This window comes from Pseudomonas sp. P105, assembly GCF_032614175.1.
Lineage (GTDB): Bacteria > Pseudomonadota > Gammaproteobacteria > Pseudomonadales > Pseudomonadaceae > Aquipseudomonas > Aquipseudomonas rhizophila.
Map to the genome: position 1 here is coordinate 2496040 of NZ_CP126693.1, position 19593 is coordinate 2515632.

At 63.8% G+C, this 19593-nt stretch carries 19 protein-coding genes; 15 read left to right on the forward strand and 4 right to left on the reverse strand.

Annotation, left to right across the window (positions count from 1 at the left end):
* Positions 1–5: 5 nt before the first annotated feature.
* From QOM08_RS11350 to QOM08_RS11360, 3 genes are read left to right on the forward strand one after another with little or no spacing between them, the layout of a single operon-like run.
* The gene (locus QOM08_RS11350; RefSeq protein ID WP_076385254.1) at positions 6–1727 is read left to right on the forward strand and encodes a type I secretion system permease/ATPase; all 1722 of its coding nucleotides are present in this window, start codon (positions 6–8) and stop codon (positions 1725–1727) included.
* The gene (locus tag QOM08_RS11355) at positions 1720–3090 is read left to right on the forward strand and encodes an HlyD family type I secretion periplasmic adaptor subunit (protein ID WP_310662899.1); all 1371 of its coding nucleotides are present in this window, start codon (positions 1720–1722) and stop codon (positions 3088–3090) included. The genes QOM08_RS11350 and QOM08_RS11355 overlap by 8 nt, the downstream gene beginning before the upstream one ends.
* A gap of 2 nt (positions 3091–3092) precedes the next feature.
* Positions 3093–4442, forward strand: coding sequence for a TolC family outer membrane protein (locus QOM08_RS11360; protein ID WP_076385252.1), 1350 nt, complete (start codon positions 3093–3095; stop codon positions 4440–4442).
* A gap of 81 nt (positions 4443–4523) precedes the next feature.
* Here QOM08_RS11360 and QOM08_RS11365 read toward each other — a convergent pair whose 3' ends face one another.
* Positions 4524–4865 carry a hypothetical protein gene (locus tag QOM08_RS11365; protein WP_047228926.1) on the reverse strand — a complete coding sequence of 114 codons (342 nt, stop codon included), beginning with the start codon at positions 4863–4865 and terminating at the stop codon, positions 4524–4526.
* A 204-nt stretch (positions 4866–5069) separates the two neighbouring features.
* Between QOM08_RS11365 and QOM08_RS11370 the strand changes: the two genes are divergently transcribed.
* From QOM08_RS11370 to QOM08_RS11380, 3 genes are read left to right on the forward strand one after another with little or no spacing between them, the layout of a single operon-like run.
* Entirely contained in the window at positions 5070–5702 is a 633-nt protein-coding gene (locus QOM08_RS11370) for a TonB C-terminal domain-containing protein (RefSeq protein ID WP_139050497.1), read from the forward strand.
* Positions 5699–6244, forward strand: coding sequence for a sigma-70 family RNA polymerase sigma factor (locus QOM08_RS11375; protein ID WP_316912965.1), 546 nt, complete (start codon positions 5699–5701; stop codon positions 6242–6244). The genes QOM08_RS11370 and QOM08_RS11375 overlap by 4 nt, the downstream gene beginning before the upstream one ends.
* 37 nt (positions 6245–6281) lie before the next feature.
* Positions 6282–7223, forward strand: coding sequence for a FecR family protein (locus QOM08_RS11380; protein ID WP_316913222.1), 942 nt, complete (start codon positions 6282–6284; stop codon positions 7221–7223).
* A 60-nt stretch (positions 7224–7283) separates the two neighbouring features.
* Here the strand turns inward: QOM08_RS11380 and QOM08_RS11385 are convergent, their stop codons facing one another.
* Together QOM08_RS11385 and gspH are read right to left on the reverse strand one after the other, a co-directional pair.
* Positions 7284–7895 (reverse strand): type II secretion system protein GspJ, encoded by a 612-nt coding sequence (locus QOM08_RS11385; protein WP_316912966.1) that lies wholly within the window; start codon positions 7893–7895, stop codon positions 7284–7286.
* Positions 7892–8344 (reverse strand): type II secretion system minor pseudopilin GspH, encoded by a 453-nt coding sequence (gene gspH / locus QOM08_RS11390; protein ID WP_139050495.1) that lies wholly within the window; start codon positions 8342–8344, stop codon positions 7892–7894. The genes QOM08_RS11385 and gspH overlap by 4 nt, the downstream gene beginning before the upstream one ends.
* 116 nt (positions 8345–8460) lie before the next feature.
* Here gspH and QOM08_RS11395 point away from each other — a divergent pair, with 116 nt between their 5' ends.
* Positions 8461–8892, forward strand: coding sequence for a type II secretion system protein N (locus QOM08_RS11395; protein WP_047228931.1), 432 nt, complete (start codon positions 8461–8463; stop codon positions 8890–8892).
* 64 nt (positions 8893–8956) lie between these two features.
* Here the strand turns inward: QOM08_RS11395 and gspI are convergent, their stop codons facing one another.
* Positions 8957–9331, reverse strand: a complete 375-nt coding sequence (gspI, locus tag QOM08_RS11400; RefSeq protein WP_047228932.1) for a type II secretion system minor pseudopilin GspI — start codon at positions 9329–9331, stop codon at positions 8957–8959.
* A gap of 149 nt (positions 9332–9480) precedes the next feature.
* Here gspI and gspG point away from each other — a divergent pair, with 149 nt between their 5' ends.
* The 8 genes from gspG (at position 9481) to QOM08_RS11440 (ending at position 19556) form a co-directional block, all read left to right on the forward strand.
* Positions 9481–9930 carry a type II secretion system major pseudopilin GspG gene (gspG, locus tag QOM08_RS11405; protein ID WP_076385242.1) on the forward strand — a complete coding sequence of 150 codons (450 nt, stop codon included), beginning with the start codon at positions 9481–9483 and terminating at the stop codon, positions 9928–9930.
* An 8-nt stretch (positions 9931–9938) separates the two neighbouring features.
* A complete protein-coding gene (gene gspK / locus QOM08_RS11410; RefSeq protein ID WP_310662901.1) occupies positions 9939–10925 on the forward strand; it encodes a type II secretion system minor pseudopilin GspK in 987 nt (328 codons plus the stop codon).
* On the forward strand, positions 10922–12103 hold the full coding sequence (gene gspL, locus QOM08_RS11415) for a type II secretion system protein GspL (protein WP_316912967.1): 1182 nt from the start codon (positions 10922–10924) through the stop codon (positions 12101–12103). Before gspK ends, gspL begins: the two co-directional genes overlap by 4 nt.
* On the forward strand, positions 12096–12659 hold the full coding sequence (gene gspM / locus QOM08_RS11420; protein ID WP_316912968.1) for a type II secretion system protein GspM: 564 nt from the start codon (positions 12096–12098) through the stop codon (positions 12657–12659). Before gspL ends, gspM begins: the two co-directional genes overlap by 8 nt.
* The gene (gene gspD, locus QOM08_RS11425) at positions 12656–15010 is read left to right on the forward strand and encodes a type II secretion system secretin GspD (RefSeq protein ID WP_316912969.1); all 2355 of its coding nucleotides are present in this window, start codon (positions 12656–12658) and stop codon (positions 15008–15010) included. Before gspM ends, gspD begins: the two co-directional genes overlap by 4 nt.
* A gap of 184 nt (positions 15011–15194) precedes the next feature.
* Positions 15195–16613 (forward strand): type II secretion system ATPase GspE, encoded by a 1419-nt coding sequence (gspE, locus tag QOM08_RS11430; RefSeq protein ID WP_316912970.1) that lies wholly within the window; start codon positions 15195–15197, stop codon positions 16611–16613.
* Entirely contained in the window at positions 16613–17824 is a 1212-nt protein-coding gene (gene gspF / locus QOM08_RS11435) for a type II secretion system inner membrane protein GspF (protein ID WP_316912971.1), read from the forward strand. Before gspE ends, gspF begins: the two co-directional genes overlap by 1 nt.
* A gap of 550 nt (positions 17825–18374) precedes the next feature.
* Positions 18375–19556 (forward strand): substrate-binding domain-containing protein, encoded by a 1182-nt coding sequence (locus QOM08_RS11440; protein WP_139050488.1) that lies wholly within the window; start codon positions 18375–18377, stop codon positions 19554–19556.
* Positions 19557–19593 lie beyond the last annotated feature (37 nt).

Here is a 19593-nt window from a genome sequence, read left to right on the forward strand (position 1 = left end):
TCTCTATGCGCTTTCTACTCGATCCGCGTCATGACATTGATGCTGCCTTATTAAGTTACCGCCGGGTGTTCTGGTCGCTGGCGCTGTTCAGCGGCGTGATCAATCTGTTGGTGCTGGTGCCATCGCTGTACATGATGCAGGTGTACGACCGGGTCCTGACCAGCCGCAACGAAACCACCCTGTTCATGCTGACCTTGATCGCCCTGGCGCTGTTTCTGTTCAGTGCCCTGATCGAGTGGGTTCGCGGCGAGGTGATGATTCGCATGAGTGCGGGGCTGGACGACGCCCTGGGCGAGCGTATTTTCGACGCCGCTTTCGCCCGCAGCCTGCGCGAGCACAACGCCAACCCGGCCCAGGTGCTCACTGATTTGGCGACGTTGCGCCAGTTGATCACCGGCCAGGGCCTGATCGCTTTGCTGGACGCGCCGTGGTTGCCGATCTTCCTGCTGGTGGCTTTTATCTTTCACCCATGGTTCGGGGTGTTGACCCTGGTGCTCGCCCTGGTGCTGATCGGCCTGGCGTTGTGGGGGGAGCTGGCGACTCGCGCCCGGTTGGGTGAAGCCAATCGCCTGGGGGTGCAGTCGTCTGTCTATGTCAACAGCACGCTCCACAATGCCGAGGTCATTCAGGCGCTGGGCATGCTCGGGCCGTTGCGCCAGCGCTGGAGCCTGCTGCAACAACGCATCATTGCCGCGCAGGCCCACGCCAGTGATCGTGGTGCCCGTATCACTTCTGCAACCCGTTTCGTGCGCATATCGGGACAGTCGCTGGCTCTGGGCCTGGGGGCGTTGCTGGTGCTCGAGGGGCAGATGTCGGCGGGCATGATGATCGCCATGTCGCTGCTGCTGGGCCGCGCCCTGGCACCGGTGGAAATTGCCATCGGCTCCTGGAAACAATTCAACGCCGGACGCCAGAGCTATCAGCGTCTGAGCCAGCTACTTACCCAGCACCCCCGCGAGCGCCTGCGCATGCCCTTGCCGCCGCCCACCGGCGCGGTGCGCCTGGAGCAACTGTATGTCGGCCCGCCCGGCGCCTCGCAACCGATTGTGCGCGGGATCAATTTCAGCCTGGCCAAGGGCGAAGTGCTTGCCGTAGTCGGTCCCAGCGCCAGTGGCAAGTCGACGCTGGCCAGGGCGCTGGTCGGGGTATGGCCGGCCATCGGCGGTTCGGTGCGCCTGGATGACGCCGAGATCAGCCAGTGGTCCCATGATGCCCTGGGCCCGTACCTGGGTTACTTGCCCCAGGACATCGAGCTGTTCGATGGCAGCGTTGCCGACAACATCGCCCGCTTCGGCGAGCAGGATGCCGACAAAATCATTGCCGCCGCTCGTCACGCCGGCATTCACGAGATGATCCTCAGATTCCCCAAAGGTTATGACACGCCACTGGGCCCCGGTGGGCTGGGTTTGTCTGGCGGGCAGAAGCAACGCCTGGGCCTGGCCCGGGCACTTTACGGGCGCCCGTCGCTGATTGTGCTCGACGAGCCCAACTCCAACCTCGATGAAGCAGGTGAGCTGGCGCTGGTACAAGCGATCAATGCGCTCAAGGCCGCCGGCAGTACCGTGGTGCTGATCACCCATCGACCCAATGTGCTGGCGGTGGTCGATCACATCCTGGTACTCAAGGACGGCGCCCAACAAGCCTTCGGCCCACGGGACCGGGTGCTCAAGGCATTGATGCCGGGGCCCAGGCCCGCTGCGGTGAGGGAGGCTGGCGAAGATGCGTGATCTGACCCCGGCTGCATCGGCGCACAGCGAGCAGCAACTGAGCGTGCTCGACGCCAATACCCTGCCCAGCGCCAGTACTGATGCCAGAGGTGCTGCGCGGTATGGTGTGGGCTTCCTGGTCCTGACGCTGGGAGGCTTTTTGCTCTGGGCCTTCCTGGCACCCCTCGACCAGGGTGTCGTGGGCAGTGGCACCGTGGTGGTGGCGGGCGAGCGCAAGGCAGTGCAGTCGTTGGTCGGCGGGGTAGTGGACCAACTGCTGGTCAGCGATGGCGATCGAGTCAACCAGGGGCAGTTGCTGGTGCAGCTCAATACCGTGCAGGCGCAGTCGCAACTGGACGTGACCCTGGGCAAGTTGCTCAACGATCGCAGCATTGAAGCGCGGTTGATTGCCGAGCGCCTGGGCAGCGCCGAGATCCAATGGCCGGCTGAACTGCTGGCGCGCGCCGACGAGCCGCGGGTCAAGGCCGCCATGGCCTTGCAAAACCAGTTGTTTCTGACCCGCCGCGCGGAGCTGGGCAGCCGTTTGCAGATCATCGAACACGAGGTCGCGGCGCTGCAGCAGCAATTGCAGGGCTATGAAGGCGTCAAGCGTAACTACGACGCGCAGATGCGCTTTCAGCAACAGGAGCTCGAAGGCCTGCGCGAGCTGGCCCGTGAGGGTTATGTTCCGCGCAACAAACTCTTCGAGGCCGAGCGCAACGCCGCTCAACTGGCCGGCCAGATTGCCTCCGGCGTGGGTGATGTCGGGCGGACCCGCCAGGCCATCAACGAAAGCAGGCTCAAGGCGTTGCAAGTGCAGCAGGAGTTTCGTCGCGATGCTGAAACCCAGCTCAGCGAGGTCTCCGCCGAGGCGGCCGGTTATGCCGATCAGATGCGTGCCTTGCAATTTGAAGTCGACAACGGCGCTATCCGTGCGCCAGTGGCCGGGCAGGTCATGGACGTGAGCCTGCATACCGTTGGCGGCGTGGCCCAGGCCGGACAAACCCTGATGCAGGTGGTACCGCTGGATGCGCCAATGGCGATTACCGCGCGTTTCGAGCCGTTGATGGCCAACAAGTTGCGTCCGGGGTTGCCGGTGCATGTGCATTTCACCGCGCTGCAACGGGTGGATACGCCGACGGTAACCGGCACCGTAAGTACGGTGTCGGCCGACCAGTTGATCGATGAACAGACGCACTTGCCGTACTTCTCCGCCAAGGTCGAGATTCCCGCCGACACGGTCGCCTCGTTGCAGGCCGCCGGGTTGTGGGTGCGTCCGGGCATGCTGGCCGATGTGACGGTGGTCACGGGGGAGCGCACCTTCATGAATTACCTGATGAAACCGTTGCGCGAACGCTTGCTGGCAGCCTTCAAAGAGGAATGAGCATGATCGACCGATGCCGTTACAGCGCTCGCGTGCTGCTGAGCCTGTGCTCCAGTTGGGCGATGCTCAATGTCGCCTGGGCCGCCGACGGTGGCCTGAGCCTGACCGCGGCGTACGATGCCTCCCGCCTCAACGACCCGACTTTGCAGTCAGCCACCCATGCTTATGATGCCTCGCGGCAGGAAGAAGCGATTGGCCGTGGCGGCCTCTATCCGCAAGTGTCGCTGACTTCGCGTTATGGCCGCGGTGGGCGGACCGATGGCGGTGACGACAGCGGTTACGTCAACAGCAACGATTACCAGGCCAACAACGTCACCCTGGCGGCGCAGCAAGCGCTCTACGACAAGGCGCGCTGGGCGGCGTATCAGGAAGGCAAGGCACGAGGGCAACTGGGCAGCCAGCTTTTCGACGTCGCCGGCCAGACGCTGTTCGACCGGGTTGCCAAGGGCTACTTCGACGTCGCCCGGGCGGAAAACGAGATCAAGTTGATCGCCCAGCAAAAAGCCGCCATCCACGGGTTGGTCATCCAGAGCAAAAAACTCTTCGAGGGTGGCCAGGGCGCGATCACCGATATCGATGAAGCCCAGGCGCGGCTTGATCTGGTCGAGGCCCAGGAGGCCGAAGCCGAGGCTCGTCGCGTGGCCGCGCTGCGGGCGTTGTCCGGTCGTGCCAATGTGCCCATCGATGACATTGCGCCGATGCGCGAGGAGCTTGCCGCCGGCAGCCCGATCCCACCCGAGCAGGATCTGCCGTACTGGACGGCGATTGCCCGCGAGGCCAGCCCCGAGCTGGCGGCCCGGCTGGCGGCGGTGAAAGTGGCCGAGGCCCAGGCCGACAGCCAGCGCGCCGGGCATTATCCGACCTTGGCACTGACCACTCAGTTGACTCGCCGGGAAACCCGCCAGTACCAGGAACTTGACCCGCGCCAGGACACCTATTACGTGGGGCTGCAGTTGGATATTCCGTTGTATCGCGGTGGGGCGGTGCGAGCGTCGGTGGCCAAGGCCCAGGCGCAACTGGCCGGTGCGCAGTCGGACTATGACGTGCAACGCCAGCAGTTGGCCGAGACGATCGAAACCGATTACCTGGGCGTGGTGGCCGGCTTCGCCAAAAGCAAGGCGATGCAGCGCGCAGTGGAGTCCAACCAGCGGGCACTGGCTTCGACGGAAAAAGGCTTCCAGGGCGGTGTGCGCTCCACGGTGGACATCCTTGATGCGCAACAACGGTTATTCCAGGCCCGTCGGGACCTGCTCAACACCAAGCTGGACATGCTGCAAAGCTATGTGAGCCTGCATACCCACACCGGCCAGATGAACCGCGCAGTCCTGGAGCAGGTGCAAAGCCTGTTTTGAGGTGCGTAGGGGCTCCAGCACTTTTAACGTTGCAACGCACTCCTGCGGCCAAGGAGCAAGTTCCCTGGCCACAAACAGGGGTTATCTGGGCAGCGGCGAGGGGCTGGCCGGGACCGGCGGTCTCTGGGGCTTGACCGAGGTGCCAAACGTATTACCCATGCGCACGCTGGTGGCCGCTGGGGTCGCCAAGCCGATGCTGTTCGGCGCGCGTTTGTTAACGGGCACATTCAAGGCCTCTTGCGTGCGTTGCGCGGCCGCCGCGGCCTGCGGATCATTGCCCATTTGTCGGCTGAGGCAGTTGTAGTCCGCGGTTCTGTAGCCACCCACGGTCACCTCGATACACGCCGGTACCTCTTCGCCATGGGCCCAAGGCTGGGCCATGAGCAGTCCGAGGCCCGCCATCATTTTCATCCACTGTTTCATTGTCGACCTCCTGGCCCGCCCAGAAGGCGGTTCGCTGTCAGAGCACGAGTTTAGTGGGGTCCGAGGGATTTGTATCAGTTGTCATACGACATTCATAAACAGCCCTCAGGATGACGGTTTTCAACGGATACGTCAGTCGTGCAGCAAGGCAGAGCCGGGGGCGGACGCAGGCGTGGATTGGCCAGGTCACCCTTGGGGGGGCTGATGGCGTTGTTGTGGTTGCTGGCCGCGCCGATCCAGGCGAACAGCCTGGTGGAGCTGGACATCGCCCCGCAGGAACTGACCACGGCGCTGGAGCAATTCAGTCGGGCGACGGGTATGGCGGTGCTGGTGGATCAGCAACTATCCAGCCAGCGCCATACGCTGGGCGTCCAGGGACTGTTCACCGCTTCTCAAGGGCTCAATGTGTTGCTTCGCGGCACCGGGCTCGCGGCGCATTACGCCCGAGCGGATGCGTTCACGTTGCAACCGGTGCGGGTCCGCGAGGTACCGCTGCCTTCCGGTGCGGCCCCGGGCTTGAGCGACAGCAACTATGCGGCGGCGATCCAAACGGTCATCCAGCGCAACTTGTGTCGTTCACCACTCACCCGCCCGGGAAGTTTTCGGGCGGTGCTGCAAGTGTGGATCGGCCGGGACGGCGTGGTTCAGCATAGCCGCCTGGTCAGTTCCACGGGCGATCCGATGCGTGACAAGGCCTTGGTCAACAGTTTGCAAAACCTCAGGATCGACCGCCCGGCGCCCAGTTCATTGCGCCAACCGGTAACCCTGCTTTTATTACCCGACTCATCAGGAACAAGCATGGAGTGCACAGCAGGGGAAGGGGTTTTGGGGCGATGAAACACTCTGGCCGCAGCCCGTTGGTCAAGTTGTTCCTCACCTCTTATGAGGATTTCAAGGTGCGCCTGCGCAAGCGCCTGGGCTCCGAGGAACTGGCCAACGATGTGCTGCATGAAACCTACTTGCGGGTCGATCGCATGGTCGAGACGCCGGACATCGCCCAGCCCAGTGCCTATCTCTATCGCATGGCGCTGAACATTGCCGCCGACCGTCGGCAGGCCGATGCTCGCCTGCTCACCGGCAGCGAAATCGAGGACTTGCTGCAGATTTCCGATGAAGCGCTGGATCCGGCCCGGGTGGTGGGGGGGCAGAAGGAGTTGCAGGCCTTGCTCAAGGCCCTGTATGAGCTGCCGGCGCGGCGTCGCAGGATTTTCATTGCCGCGCGTCTGGAGGAAGCGCCGCACCTGGAAATATCCCAACGTTTCGGCATTTCCACGCGCATGGTCGAGAAGGAAATCAAGGCCGCGCTGGGGCATTGCGCCCTGCGCCTGGAAAGAAAAGTGATTCAGCGGTTCGGTCCCGGCGCGGGAAAACAGTCTTGAGAGTAGAGACCAGACCAATTCGTGAGTATGTGTGCGCTTGAACATCTTCAGCATTGCTTCCCCTGATGCCACGCCTCAGGCCCGACTGGCCAGCGAGGCCCAAGACTGGTTGGTCCTGCTGACCTCGGGCCGCGCCACCGTGGCCGATGCCCGGGCCCTGCGCCAATGGTGCGGGCAAAGCCCCGAACACGCTCAGGCGTTCGAGCAAGCCAAGGCGCTGTGGCACGGGCTGCAACCGGCTGCCGAGGCGTTGCAGGCGCCGCGACATTTCGGACGACGGGCGTTGCTCGGCGGCGCGATCGCGGCGTCGGCAGGTTTTCTGTTGATCCGCGCCACGGTGCCCGGTGGGGTTTCCGGACTCGCTGCCGACTACGTCACCGAGGTTGGCGAACAGCGCCGGGTGGAACTGGCCAAGGGTGTCAGTCTTGAGCTGAATACCCAAACCCGCCTCAGCCGCCGTCAGTTGGCCGATGGAGGGGAAGGATTGGAGTTGCTCGGTGGTGAAGTTGAAGTGCTGGGAAGCAGTGCTTCGACGGTCAGTGTCCAGGCCGGCGCGGGCTGGATCAGCGCCGCTCGGGCTCGGTTCAATATCCGCTACATCGACCAGAGTGTCTGCGCGACCTGCCTGGAAGGTGTGGTGCAGGTCCAGGTGCGCGGCCAGAGTTTTCAACTGGAGTCGGGCATGCAACTGACCTACGACAGCGGCCGGGTGGGCACTCCAAAGAACGCAGATGTGTCGGCGGCCACTGCCTGGCGCGAGCAGGTGCTGGTGTTCAACGACGCGACTCTGGCCAGCGTCATCGACGAAATCAACCGCTACCGTCCCGGCATGTTGCTGTTACTCAATCGCGAATTGGGCCAGCGCAAGGTCCAGGCGCGGTTCCGTCTTGATCAACTGGCTGGCGTGGCGCTGTTGATCCGCGATGCCTATGGCGCCAAATGCACCGAGTTGCCGGGCGGGGTGGTGGTGCTGAGCTGATTCAGCGCTATCCGGATGAGCCTCATCGCGAGCAGGCTCGCGGCCACACTGGGTTTGCTCTCACTCCAGCGGCCCCAACACCTGTCGATACTTTTCCATTCCTTGTGGCGTCTGCCGTGTCAGGCTGATTTCGATGCCCAGCGGGTTTTCCTGGCGATTGCCGCTGAGCTTGCGCCAACCTTTTTCCCTGTCCCAGTAACGCAGTCCGGCGTTGCTGACTTCGCTGAGCACCGCCACGCCCGCGCCGGGTGCCGGCAATGGGTAGCGGCTGCGGGCCTGGCCTTGGGCTCGGTAAAGCGTGTCTCCCTCGAGCCACCAGCGCACCCTTTGCAACGTGCCTTCTTGAGCGGCGGCCACCCGGATCACATCCAGGCGAAACCCCCGACCTTCGGTGCTGCGTACGGTGAGGGCGGGTGGTGCGGTCCAGGGCTGGTCATCGACTCCAGGGTTTAACGGTTCGCTCAACTCGATGCTGGCGCGTAATGCTACGTCGCGTTCCAGCTGATTCAACACTCGCAGCAAGGCTTCGGTCTGTTCGGTGCTGGCCTGCAAATGGCTGTCGGCCCGGGTGACGCTGTCCAGTCCGCGCCAGGCAATCAGGCTGACCACCGCCATCAGCAGAATCGCCACCATGACTTCAAGCAGGGTGAAGCCCATCTCCCGGCCGTTCATTGAATCTGCACCCTGCCAGCGGCGCTGCGCTGGACGTTTATGCTGCTCTGGCCGTCCGACAAACGAATGTTCAGGGGCGCGCCGATCCACTCGGCGCTCAACACGACCCGCTGCCTAGGTTCCACATGAACCTCCATGGACGGGCTCTGCCACCGGCGTGGGTGCAATTGTGGATCCTCCTTGAAGCGATCCAGCCCTGGCCCTTGATCCTGCCGACGGCTGAAACCGAACCCCTTGGCATCCCAGCGCCAGCTAATCGGCCGGCCGTCGACGCGGGCTTCGGTTTGAGCGAGCTGTAGCAGTTGCGCCAGCCGCTCGGCGTCCTGGCGCAGCAACTTCAGCGGGTCGGGTTTGATGCTCAAACCTACCGCGGCACTGGCGATGCCGATGATCACCAGTACCACCATCAATTCGATCAGGGTGAAACCGCGTTGCTTGCCAAGGTTCATGCGCGCTCCTTTGCGTCGGTATTCATCCTGCACGGTGAAGATGATAAGGATGTGAAATAAAACGGAGAGAATCGAGGCGTACGCTGGAGACCGGATAAAAAAAGGAGAGCCAGACCATGGTGTTCATCGACCGAGTTTCCCCGGCGCAACTCCTCCAGGCACTCGGTCTGTTGGCGGCATTGGCCGGGGTGGCGACCTGGTCTTCGCTGCTACTGACATCGGCTGAATCCCGCACGCCGGATGTTGCCCCGCAACGATTGGCCGAGCGTTCCGATAACCCTGCACGGCAATGGTTCTCCAACCAGCCGGCGCCGGTGGATATCAAGGTCAGCGGTGTGCTGGCCGGCGCTCGCGGGGCTGTGGCGATCCTCAGTCTCAACGACGGCCCACCTCGTAGTTTCCTGGCTGGAGAGCGGGTGGCTCATGGGGTGCGGCTGGTGTCGATCGAGGCGCAAGCGGTGGTGATCGAGCGGGGCAATCAGCAAACGCGGCTGGCCTTGGCCCGATTGCCGGATTCGGTGGCTTTACCCTCACTCACCCGTCCTTGAGATCACGACGAACCCTTGCGGCGAGGGAACAAGCTCCCTCGACAAAAGGGACCGTGTATAGCCGCTATTTTTCCCGGCTGACCAACGTCTCCAACCGCGCTAACGGCGGTGCTTCGTGGCTGCGATCCGACACGGTCAGTTCAACCCGCAACATGCGGCCATTTTCCGCCGGGCGCAGGTTCTGTTCGCAACGCAGCAGCAACCGTCCCTGATCGCATTCAATGACTTTTGAACCCTGCACAAAACGCCCCTCCAAGTGCAGTTGCGCCAGTTGGCTGCGGGCCGCCAGCAGTGCGATGGACTTGTCTCGCAGCAGCCCATTGCTTTGGGTCATCACCGCAGCCACGCGCACCGCCGCCGACATGGCCACGGCGATGATCGCCAGGGCGACCAGCACTTCGATCAGGGTGAAGCCGGCTTGTGGGGCGTGACGTGGCATCGCGCGAGCTCTATGGGCGGAGGCAGCCCCCGAGCTTAACCGCCATTGTTGACCGATTGACGACGTAAGCTCCTGAGCATTTTCAATATCACTGACATATTTTCTTGCAACACTGCGCCACGAATTGAATCCAGCGAAGGACCGTCGAGATGCAGATCGCCCGTTACAACGCCCGTCTCCAAGGCCCACGCGGGCAGCAGGGTTTCACCCTGATCGAAATCATGGTTGTGGTGGTCATTCTTGGCATTCTGGCGGCGATGGTGGTGCCCAAGGTCCTCGACCGGCCGGACCAGGCTCGGGCGACGGCGGCAAAACAGGACATTGGCGGTTTGATGCAGGCGTTGAAACTCTATCGCCTGGACCACGGCAGCTACCCGAGCATGAACCAGGGGCTCAAGGTGCTGGTGGAACGGCCCGCTGATGCAAAAAACAGCACATGGCGTTCCTACCTGGAGCGCTTGCCCAACGATCCATGGGGCCGTCCCTACAACTACCTCAACCCGGGCGCCAATGGTGAAGTCGATATCTTTTCCCTGGGGGCCGACGGCCAGCCTGACGGCGATGGTGTAAATGCCGACATCGGCTCCTGGCAGTTATAAGGGCCGTGATGCGAACGGATTCGCCCTTCGCGGCGAAGCAGCGGGGCATGGCGGTCATCAGTGCCTTGCTGATCGCCGCCGTGGTGGCGGTCATCGCCGGGGGCATGCTCACCCGCCAAACCCTGTTTACCCGCAGCCTGGAGGCCGAGCAGTTGCGTATCCAGGGCACGGCGCGGTTGCAGGGCGGCCTGCAATTGAGCCGCCAGTTGTTGTGGGATGCACGTCAGCGCGATCCGCTCACGCGCTTCGGTCAGGCTTGGGCCAACCCTTTCGTGATGGCCGGTTCCAGCCTGGCTGACATCCCCTTCGAAGGGCGACTGGAAGATGAGCAAGGCAAATTCAACCTGCGCAATCTGGTCGCCAATGAACGTGTGGATCAGGAACAGGTGCGCACCTTCGAACGGTTGTGCGAGCAACTGGGTATCGCCGCGACGGTACGTGCGCGCATCGTCGCGCGGGTGATTGCCGCGTACCCACGGCTGTTGAACCCAGAGTTGGCGGACAAGGCCGCGGTGAGCAGTACGTTCGACAGCGGTCGCAGCACCTCGCCGGATGCTTCCGGTACGCCGTTGGCGCCGACACGCCCCATGCTGCGCACGTTGCAGGATTTGCGCAGCATCAAGGGTGTCACCCCGCAAGTGCTAGAAACACTGGCGCCTTATGTGACGATTCTGCCGGCCAATACCTGGCTCAACGGCAACACCGCCAGCGCCCCGGTGCTGGCTGCTTACGTGCCGGGGTTGTCGTTGCAACGGGCCCAGACGCTGATCGCTGAGCGAGACGGCGGCCACTGGTTTATCAACCGTGGGGATTTCGTCAATCGTCTGCGCATGCCTGAGCTGGAAATGGCCTCCGTCAAGGTCGGCATTACCAGCGACTGGTTCCGCCTGCGGGGTCAGGCGCGCAGTGGGCAGCGGCGGGTCGTGCTGGATGCTTTGCTGCAACGCAGCCAGGACCGGATGCCTCAGGTGATCTGGTCACGGGTGGGCGTATGACTCGCTTGCGCATAGCGTTGATGCCACTGGGCAGCTTGAGCCTCGACAGCCCGGTGGCATTCGCCTGGCTCGATCGCCAGGGCCAGGTCCGCGACCAGGGGCACAGCAACCTCCGGGACCTCGGTCAGGGTGCAAAGAAGCAGCGGGTCGAATGTTTTCTCCATCCGCGCGACAGCTTGCTCACCCGTCTGGAACTGCCGCAGTTGCCGGCAGCGAAAATCACCGCCGCGGTGAACTGCGCCGCCCAGGCGCTGATGCTCGGTGCCAGCGAGCGCATGCAGGTGGCTCACAGCGCGCGCGGTGCCGACGGGCAGGTGCACATTGCCTGGCTCGACCGAGAGTCACTCGATGCCCTGGGCCGGATGCTGCGCCAGGCCGGCCTGCACTTGCACGGGCTGTACCCGGCGGCCTACGCCCTGCCAGTGTTGTCCGGGCCGGTGGCCTGCGTCGACGACGGCCACCTGCTGGTGCGTTACAGCGTGCAGCACGCGGTGGTGCAGCCGCTGCTGGACGAGGCGTTGGATGAATGGTTATTGGAGGCAGGGGCCGGGCTGCAGTGGGTGGGCGATTCGCCGCCGCAGGTTTCGATCAAAACCTTGCCCGCCCCCCAGCGCTGGACTGGTGCCGCGCCGGGCTGGGGCTTGCATGCTGGCCTGACGCATGGCCCGGCCGAGCGTGGCGGTTGGGGCAGGGCGGCGACGCTTTGCGCGGTGGCGCTGGCGGTGTGGGTGGTCGGCCTCAATCTCTACGCCACCCGTGAGGCCACCCAGGGCCAACGACTCAAGGCGCAGATGAGCCAGCGGGTAAAGCAGGCGTTTCCCGAACTGCCGGTGATTCTCAACCCCTTGCAACAAGCCCGACAGCAAATCGCCGCGCGCCAAAGCGGCACAGCGGCGGACCCGGCGCAACGCTTCGCCAGCCTGGTGCAACAGGCGGGCAGCGCCATGCCGTTCATGAGCGGCAACGTGCAGGAACTGGTGTTTGAAAACGGTGAGTTACGCCTGACGCTCGTGGCCGAGGCACAAAAAGCATCCGCCGCAGACGACTGGAAAATCCCCCTGACCGAGGCCGGCATCGACGTTGCGGCCAATGACCAGGGCTGGACCTTGCGTGCTGCTTTGCCCGGACAGGGCGCGCAGGACACCTCCGAACACCCCCCGGAAGCCGACGATGAATAAGCCATTCCCGGCACGGCTATGGGCGCAGTGGCAAACCCTGCGCGCGCGTGGCCGGACGTCCTGGCAGGGCCTGGCGGTGCGCGAGCAGCGCGCCGTGTCGCTGGCGGCGCTGGTACTCGGCGGGCTGCTGGTCTGGTTGCTGTTGATCCAGCCACCGCTCCAAACCCTTGCGTATTGGCAGGTCGAAACGCCGAAGTTGCGCGCGCAGACCCAGGCCCTCGAAGTGTTGTTGCGGGACGTCGGCGGCCCGGCGCCAGGCCAGCCTCTGGAAGCGGCTCTGCGCCAGGCCCTGGATGCCGGCGGCTTGAGCGAGCACTACCAGTTGCAGGCCGTGGACGCGGCTTGGCAACTCACTTTCAACGACGCGCCGGCCGATGAGGTGATGGGCTGGCTGTTGAGCAGTCCACGGCAATTTTCCCTGCAAGTGCTTGAAGCCCGTTTGCGGCGCACGGCCCCGGCCAACACCGACAACATCGAAAACACTGAAAACACCGCCGGCACCCTGTCCGGAACCGTTCGCATGGATCAGGCGCAAGGCGCTAAGGAAGCTTCATGAAGGGGTCCCGATACCCGCGTCATTGGCGCAAGAGCGTGCCGTTTCTGTTGCTGGCATTGAGCGCCTGCAACAGCACACCGCCAACGTCGCAGCCACCGTTGCTGGTGGACAGTGAACTGGGCATTCCGCTGGGCAGTACTCAGCGCAGCGGCGATGCGCTGCTGGACCGTCAGCGGGCCCAGACCATGCGTGAACAGAAACCGCCGGTGCGACACCCGGTCGATCTCACCGCCCGTGCCCGCGAGCCCCGCAGCAGTACGCCTGCACGCAGCCCGCTGGGTGACCAACCGGTGACCCTGAACTTTGTCGAGGCCGACATTCAGGCGGTGGTGCGGGCCTTGTCCCGTTCCACCGGCCAACAGTTTCTGGTGGACCCTCGGGTCAAGGGCAACCTGACGCTGGTGTCCGAAGGTCAGGTGCCGGCGCACCAGGCCTATGACATGCTGCTGGCCGCGCTGCGCATGCAGGGCTTTAGCGTGGTGGACGTCGGTGGCGTGGCCCAGGTGGTGCCTGAGGCCGACGCCAAGTTGCTGGGCGGGCCGATCTACAGCGCCGACAGACCGGCCGGCAACGGCATGTTGACCCGCACCTTTCGCCTGCAATACGAAAACGCGGTGAACCTGATCCCGGTGTTGCGCCCGATCGTGTCGCCCAACAACCCGATCAATGCCTACCCCGGCAACAACACCATCGTCATCACCGATTACGCCGAGAACCTGTCGCGGGTGGCGCAGCTCATCGAAGGCATCGATACCCCCAGCGCCATCGACACCGATGTGGTGCCGATACACAACGGCATCGCCGTGGACATCGCGCAGATGGTCTCCGAGTTGCTGGAAACCCAGGGCGGAGACCAGACCCAGAAGATCAACGTGATCGGCGACCCGCGCTCCAACGCCATCATCATCCGCGCCGGCAGCCCCGAGCGCACCGAGCTGGCGCGTAACCTGATCTACAAGCTCGACAACGCCCAGAACAACCCGAGCAACCTGCACGTGGTGTACCTGCGCAATGCCCAGGCCGGCAAACTGGCCCAATCCCTGCGCGGCTTGCTCACCGGGGAAAGCGAAGGCGAGGGCAGTGATAACTCGCGCTCGGTGCTCAGCAGCATGGGCGCCAGCACCAACGGCCAGAGCAGCGGCGATGGCGCCAGCACCAGCGGGACCACGGGCGGTAGCGCTTCGACCTCTGGCAATGGTTATGCCCAAGGCAGTAGCGGACAAAGCTCGGCTTCGCCGCAGGACGATCAGAGCACCGCCTTCAGTGCCGGCGGCGTGACCATCCAGGCCGACGCCACCACCAATACCCTGCTGATTTCCGCGCCGGACCCGCTGTACCGCAACCTGCGGGAAGTCATCGACCTGCTCGACCAGCGTCGCGCCCAAGTGGTGATCGAGAGCCTGATCGTTGAGGTCGGCGAGGACGATGCCAGCGAGTTCGGCGTGCAATGGCAGACCGGTAACCTGGGCGGCAGCGGCGTGATCGGCGGCGTCAACCTCGGTGGCACCGGGCTCAACCTCAACGGCAAGACCAGCATCGACGTGTTGCCCCAGGGCTTGAACCTGGGCCTGGTCAACGGCACGGTGGACATTCCCGGCATCGGCAAGATCCTCGACCTCAAGGTCCTGGCCCGGGCGTTGAAGAGCAAGGGCGGCACCAACGTGTTGTCGACGCCGAACCTGCTGACCCTGGACAACGAAGCGGCGAGCATTTTCGTCGGCCAGACCATTCCGTTTGTCAGCGGCAGTTACGTCACCGGCGGCGGTGGCACCAGCAACAACCCGTTCCAGACCGTGACCCGTGAAGAGGTGGGTCTGAAGCTCAACGTCCGCCCGCAGATTTCCGAAGGCGGGACGGTCAAGCTCGACATCTATCAAGAGGTCAGCAGCGTCGACAACCGCGCTTCGAGCGCCAGCGGGATTGTCACCAACAAGCGTGCCATCGACACCAGCATCCTGCTGGACGACGGGCAGATCATGGTCCTTGGCGGGTTGTTGCAGGACGGTTACAGCCAGAGCAACGACGCGGTGCCGTGGCTGTCGACCATCCCCGGTATTGGTGCGCTGTTTCGCAACGAGCGGCGGCAGATCACCAAGACCAACCTGATGGTGTTCCTGCGCCCCTACATCATCCGCGACACGGCGGCGGGGCGCGGCATCACCCTCAACCGCTACGACTTCATGCGCCGCGCCCAGGGCCTGCTGCAACCGGAGCGCAGATGGGCGATGCCGGACATGCAAGCCCCGCAACTGCCGGCCTCGGCCCGGGCAATTCCGGGGGCGGCGCCCGTGAGCCTGCAAACGCCCAGGGCGGCGATCAAGGCAGTGCCGGTCGAAGGAGGCGCTCGCTGATGAACACCCAACCTATGGGAGTTCGCGGTATGCACAATACTGAGGCCACCCCAAGACACTGTGGGAGCGAGCTTGCTCGCGATGACGGCAGTTCGCTCAACATCATTGCAACTGACCCACCGCTATCGCGAGCAAGCTCGCTTCCACAGGGGACATATGTGTTTCTTGGGTCTGAGGTGTCAGCATGAACACCCTCCCATACGCCTGGGCCAAGGCCCAGCGCCTGGTGCTGCGTGAGTCGGATGAAGGCGCGGTGTTGATGGTCTGTCCCTCCACGCCAGGCTGGTCCATCAGTGAAGTGCGCCGCCAGTTCGGCGAGGTGCGGCTGGAGCGGGTGCGTGACGAGGAACTCGACGGGTTGCTCAACAGTGCCTACGCCGACACCGGCAGCGCCGCCGCCGTGGTGGGCGCGGCAGAGAACGAGGTGGACCTCGACCGCCTGATGCAGGACATTCCCGAGATCACCGACCTGCTGGACACCCAGGACGGCGCGCCGGTGATCCGCATGATCAACGCCTTGCTGACCCAGGCCGCGCGGGATGAGGCCAGCGACATCCACATCGAGCCTTACGAAAGCCATTCGGTGGTGCGCTACCGGGTCGACGGCACCCTGCGTGACGTGGTTTCGCCACGCAAGGCCCTGCATGGCGCGCTGGTGTCGCGGATCAAGATCATGGCCCAGCTCGACATCGCCGAAAAACGCCTGCCCCAGGACGGCCGCATTGCCCTGCGTGTGGCCGGGCGCCCGATTGACATCCGGGTTTCGACGGTGCCCACCGGCCATGGCGAACGAGTGGTGATGCGCCTGCTGGATAAACAGGCCGGGCGCCTGCAACTGGAAACCCTGGGCATGGACCCGGACGTACTGGGCAAACTCGATCACCTGATTCGCCAACCCCACGGCATCGTGCTGGTCACCGGCCCCACCGGCAGCGGCAAGACCACCAGCCTCTACGCCGCCCTGGCTCGGCTCGACGCCAGCGTACACAACATTCTCACGGTGGAAGATCCGGTGGAATACGACCTGCCGGGCATCAGCCAGATTCAGGTCAACGCCAAGATCGACATGACCTTCGCCCTGGCCCTGCGAGCGATTCTGCGCCAGGACCCGGACATCATCATGATCGGCGAAATCCGTGACCTGGAAACCGCACAAATTGCCGTACAAGCGTCCCTCACCGGTCACCTGGTGTTGGCGACGCTGCACACCAACGACTCTGTGTCGGCCATCAACCGCTTGATCGACATGGGCGTCGAGCCGTTCCTGCTGGCCTCGTCGATGCTCGGCGTGCTCGCCCAGCGTCTGGTGCGCAGGCTCTGCCCGCAGTGCAAACAAGCTGACCCGGCAACCCCCGGCACCTGGCGCCCGGTGGGCTGCCCGAGCTGTAATCAGACCGGTTACAGCGGTCGCACCGGCATCCATGAATTGTTCTGCATCGACGATGATATCCGCACGCTCATTTACCAAGGGGCAGGGGAGCAGGCACTGCGCGCCGCCGCCCGCCAGGCCGGGATGTTCAGCATGCGCGAGGACGGTGAGCGCTGGGTGCGCAGTGGCGCCACCGCCCCTGAAGAAATCCTGCGCGTGACCCGGGACGCCTGATGAATCGCTACCGTTATGAAGCCGCCGACGCCAACGGCAAGATCGAGGTCGGGCACCTGGAAGCCGACAGCCAGAGTGGCGCCTTCAGCCTGCTGCGCAGTCGCGGGCTGACGGCATTGCAGGTGCAGGTCGAGCGCAACACAACGCAAGCCCATGGCGGCGGCCTGTTCAGCGCCAAACTCTCGGACAACGACCTGGCCTGGGCCACCCGGCAACTGGCGAGCCTGCTGGGAGCCAGCCTGCCATTGGAGGCCGCGTTGAGCGCCACGGTGGAACAGGCTGAGCGCAAACACATCGCCCAGACCCTCAGCGCAGTGCGCGCCGATGTGCGCAGCGGCATGCGCCTGGCCGAAGCCCTGGCGGCGCGACCCCGGGACTTTCCGGACATCTACCGGGCACTGATCGCCGCCGGTGAAGAGTCCGGCGACCTCGCCCAGGTGATGGAGCGGCTGGCGGACTACATCGAGGAGCGCAACAACCTGCGGGGCAAGATCCTTACGGCGTTCATCTATCCGGGCGTGGTGGGGCTGGTGTCGATTGCCATCGTGATTTTCCTGCTCAGCTACGTGGTGCCGCAGGTGGTCAGCGCGTTCTCCCAGGCCCGTCAGGACCTGCCCGGGTTGACCGTGGCGATGCTGACCGCCAGCGATTTCATCCGCGCCTGGGGCTGGTTGTGTTTTGGCATGCTGGCCGGTGGGTTCTGGGGTTGGCGGCTGTATTTGCGCAACCCGCAGGCGCGGTTGAACTGGCACAGTCGCATCCTGCGCCTGCCGCTGATCGGGCGTTTCGTGCTGGGCCTCAACACCGCGCGTTTTGCCTCGACCCTGGCGATTCTCGGCGGCGCCGGGGTGCCCTTGCTGCGAGCCCTGGAGGCGGCGCGCCAGACGCTCTCCAATGATCGCCTGAGCCTGAGCGTCAGCGATGCCACGGCCAAGGTCCGCGAAGGGGTCAACCTGGCGGCGGCGTTGCGGGTGGAAAAAGTCTTCCCGCCGGTGCTGATCCACCTGATCGCCAGCGGCGAAAAAACCGGCTGCCTGCCGCCGATGCTCGAACGCGCCGCGCAAACCCTGTCGCGCGACATCGAACGCCGGGCCATGGGCATGACCGCGCTGCTGGAACCGCTGATGATCGTGATCATGGGCGGCGTGGTGCTGGTGATCGTCATGGCGGTGTTGTTGCCGATTATCGAGATCAATCAGTTGGTTCAATAAACCGCTGGTGAATACCCACCTTGTGGCGAGCACGGCCCCTGTGGCGAGGGAGCTTGCTCCCGCTGGGTTGCGCAGCAGCCCCAAACCCTGCGACCTCGGTGTATCAGGCGGATCGCGTTCGACCTTTTGGGGTCGCTGCGCAACCCAGCGGGAGCAAGCTCCCTCGCCACAAGAGCTGCCTCGCCACATAGAGCAAGCATTTATTTTTGCAACGCCGCAACACCTCCCGACCCTCGCCAACGCCAAACTCGGGTTCCTCGTTCTGTCATCTTCCATCGTCAGACAACCACCCGTCGCCATCTCCACGCCCACCCTGCGCAGCACCGTCACAAAACCCGTCTGAAACCCCAACCCAGAGCCCTCGAACACCCGAGGAAAAACCCAAAAAAACAGCCTCCAGCTCCCGAGGTTTTTTCCTTTATCTGTCACCGGAAACTGCGAGTTTCTAACCCATGGCCTCACCCCATCGCCATCGGCACAGGACCGAGCGCCATGACGGCAAGCACGCGTCACCCAACCTACGTACGAACACGATGAAAGGAGATTCTTCATGTTTAAGCGCAACGTTCTCGCGGTATCCCTGACCCTCGCCGGCCTCTGCGCCGCTCAGGCCGCCATGGCTGATGTCAACGGTGGTGGCGCTACCTTGCCTCAGCCGCTGTACCAGACCCCCGGTGTATTGACTGCCGGCTTCGCCCCTTACCTCGGTGTGGGCAGCGGTAACGGCAAGTCTGCTTTCCTGACCAACGACTACACCAAGATCAAGCCGGGTGACACTAGCAACCCACCGAAGAACGTGCACTGGGCCGGTAGCGATTCGAAGCTCACCCAGGCTGAGTTGGACGCCTACGTCACCAACCACGGCACCGCCTGGGGTCCATTGATCCAGGCGCCTTCGGTCGCCACTTCGGTTGCCATTCCGTTCAACAAGACCGGCACTGCCAACGTCGATCTGAGCGTCAACCAGCTGTGCGGCGTGTTCTCTGGTCGTCTGACTGACTGGAGCCAGATCACCGGTTCTGGCCGTACTGGTGCGATCACTGTGGTTTACCGCAGCGACCTCAGTGGCACCACAGAATTGTTCACTCGCTTCTTGAACGCCAAGTGCGCTGAAACCGGCACCTTTGCCATCACCACCAACTTCGCTAACAGCTACAGCGGTGGCGTACCGGCCGGCGCCGTTTTCGCCTCCGGCAGTGCGAACGTCATGACTGCGCTCAACGCAGCCCAAGGCCGTATCACCTACATGAGCCCGGATTACGCGGCAACTACTCTGGCAGGTCTGGACGACGCCACCAAGGTTGCCCGCGTCGCCGGTGTTTCCCCTGCTCCAGCCAACGTGTCGGCCGCGATTGCAGCTGTTGCCGTGCCTGCTGCTGCCAACCGTGCCAACCCGAATGCCTGGGTACCGGTGTTCGCCGCTACCACCAACCCGAACGACCCAAGTGTCGTGGCTTACCCAACCAGCGGCTATCCAATCCTGGGCTTCACCAACGTGATCTTCAGCCAGTGCTACGCCAACGCCGCGCAGAGCACCCAGGTACGTGATTTCTTCACCCGTCACTACGGCGCTGTCGCTGCCAACAACAACGACGCGGCTATCACCGCCAACCGCTTCGTGCCGCTGCCAACGACCTGGAAAAATGCCATTCGTGGCAGCTTCCTGACCACTTCCAGCGCTCAAAGCATCGGCAACACCAACGTCTGCAACGGCATCGGTCGTCCGCTGTAACACCGCGCCTGAGCGACACGCAGCACCGATCAGCAAC

What these genes read in the sequence shown, in the direction of transcription:
- gspL (WP_316912967.1), top strand. Translation starts at nt 10,922, where the DNA reads ATGACTCGCTTGCGCATAGCGTTGATGCCACTGGGCAGCTTGAGCCTC.
- QOM08_RS11370 (WP_139050497.1), top strand. Translation starts at nt 5,070, where the DNA reads ATGGCGTTGTTGTGGTTGCTGGCCGCGCCGATCCAGGCGAACAGCCTG.
- gspK (WP_310662901.1), top strand. Translation starts at nt 9,939, where the DNA reads ATGCGAACGGATTCGCCCTTCGCGGCGAAGCAGCGGGGCATGGCGGTC.
- gspH (WP_139050495.1), bottom strand. Translation starts at nt 8,344, where the DNA reads ATGAACCTTGGCAAGCAACGCGGTTTCACCCTGATCGAATTGATGGTG.
- gspE (WP_316912970.1), top strand. Translation starts at nt 15,195, where the DNA reads ATGAACACCCTCCCATACGCCTGGGCCAAGGCCCAGCGCCTGGTGCTG.
- gspG (WP_076385242.1), top strand. Translation starts at nt 9,481, where the DNA reads ATGCAGATCGCCCGTTACAACGCCCGTCTCCAAGGCCCACGCGGGCAG.
- QOM08_RS11395 (WP_047228931.1), top strand. Translation starts at nt 8,461, where the DNA reads ATGGTGTTCATCGACCGAGTTTCCCCGGCGCAACTCCTCCAGGCACTC.
- gspF (WP_316912971.1), top strand. Translation starts at nt 16,613, where the DNA reads ATGAATCGCTACCGTTATGAAGCCGCCGACGCCAACGGCAAGATCGAG.
- gspD (WP_316912969.1), top strand. Translation starts at nt 12,656, where the DNA reads ATGAAGGGGTCCCGATACCCGCGTCATTGGCGCAAGAGCGTGCCGTTT.
- QOM08_RS11350 (WP_076385254.1), top strand. Translation starts at nt 6, where the DNA reads ATGCGCTTTCTACTCGATCCGCGTCATGACATTGATGCTGCCTTATTA.
- gspI (WP_047228932.1), bottom strand. Translation starts at nt 9,331, where the DNA reads ATGCCACGTCACGCCCCACAAGCCGGCTTCACCCTGATCGAAGTGCTG.
- QOM08_RS11375 (WP_316912965.1), top strand. Translation starts at nt 5,699, where the DNA reads ATGAAACACTCTGGCCGCAGCCCGTTGGTCAAGTTGTTCCTCACCTCT.
- gspM (WP_316912968.1), top strand. Translation starts at nt 12,096, where the DNA reads ATGAATAAGCCATTCCCGGCACGGCTATGGGCGCAGTGGCAAACCCTG.
- QOM08_RS11365 (WP_047228926.1), bottom strand. Translation starts at nt 4,865, where the DNA reads ATGAAACAGTGGATGAAAATGATGGCGGGCCTCGGACTGCTCATGGCC.
- QOM08_RS11355 (WP_310662899.1), top strand. Translation starts at nt 1,720, where the DNA reads ATGCGTGATCTGACCCCGGCTGCATCGGCGCACAGCGAGCAGCAACTG.
- QOM08_RS11385 (WP_316912966.1), bottom strand. Translation starts at nt 7,895, where the DNA reads ATGAACGGCCGGGAGATGGGCTTCACCCTGCTTGAAGTCATGGTGGCG.
- QOM08_RS11440 (WP_139050488.1), top strand. Translation starts at nt 18,375, where the DNA reads ATGTTTAAGCGCAACGTTCTCGCGGTATCCCTGACCCTCGCCGGCCTC.
- QOM08_RS11360 (WP_076385252.1), top strand. Translation starts at nt 3,093, where the DNA reads ATGATCGACCGATGCCGTTACAGCGCTCGCGTGCTGCTGAGCCTGTGC.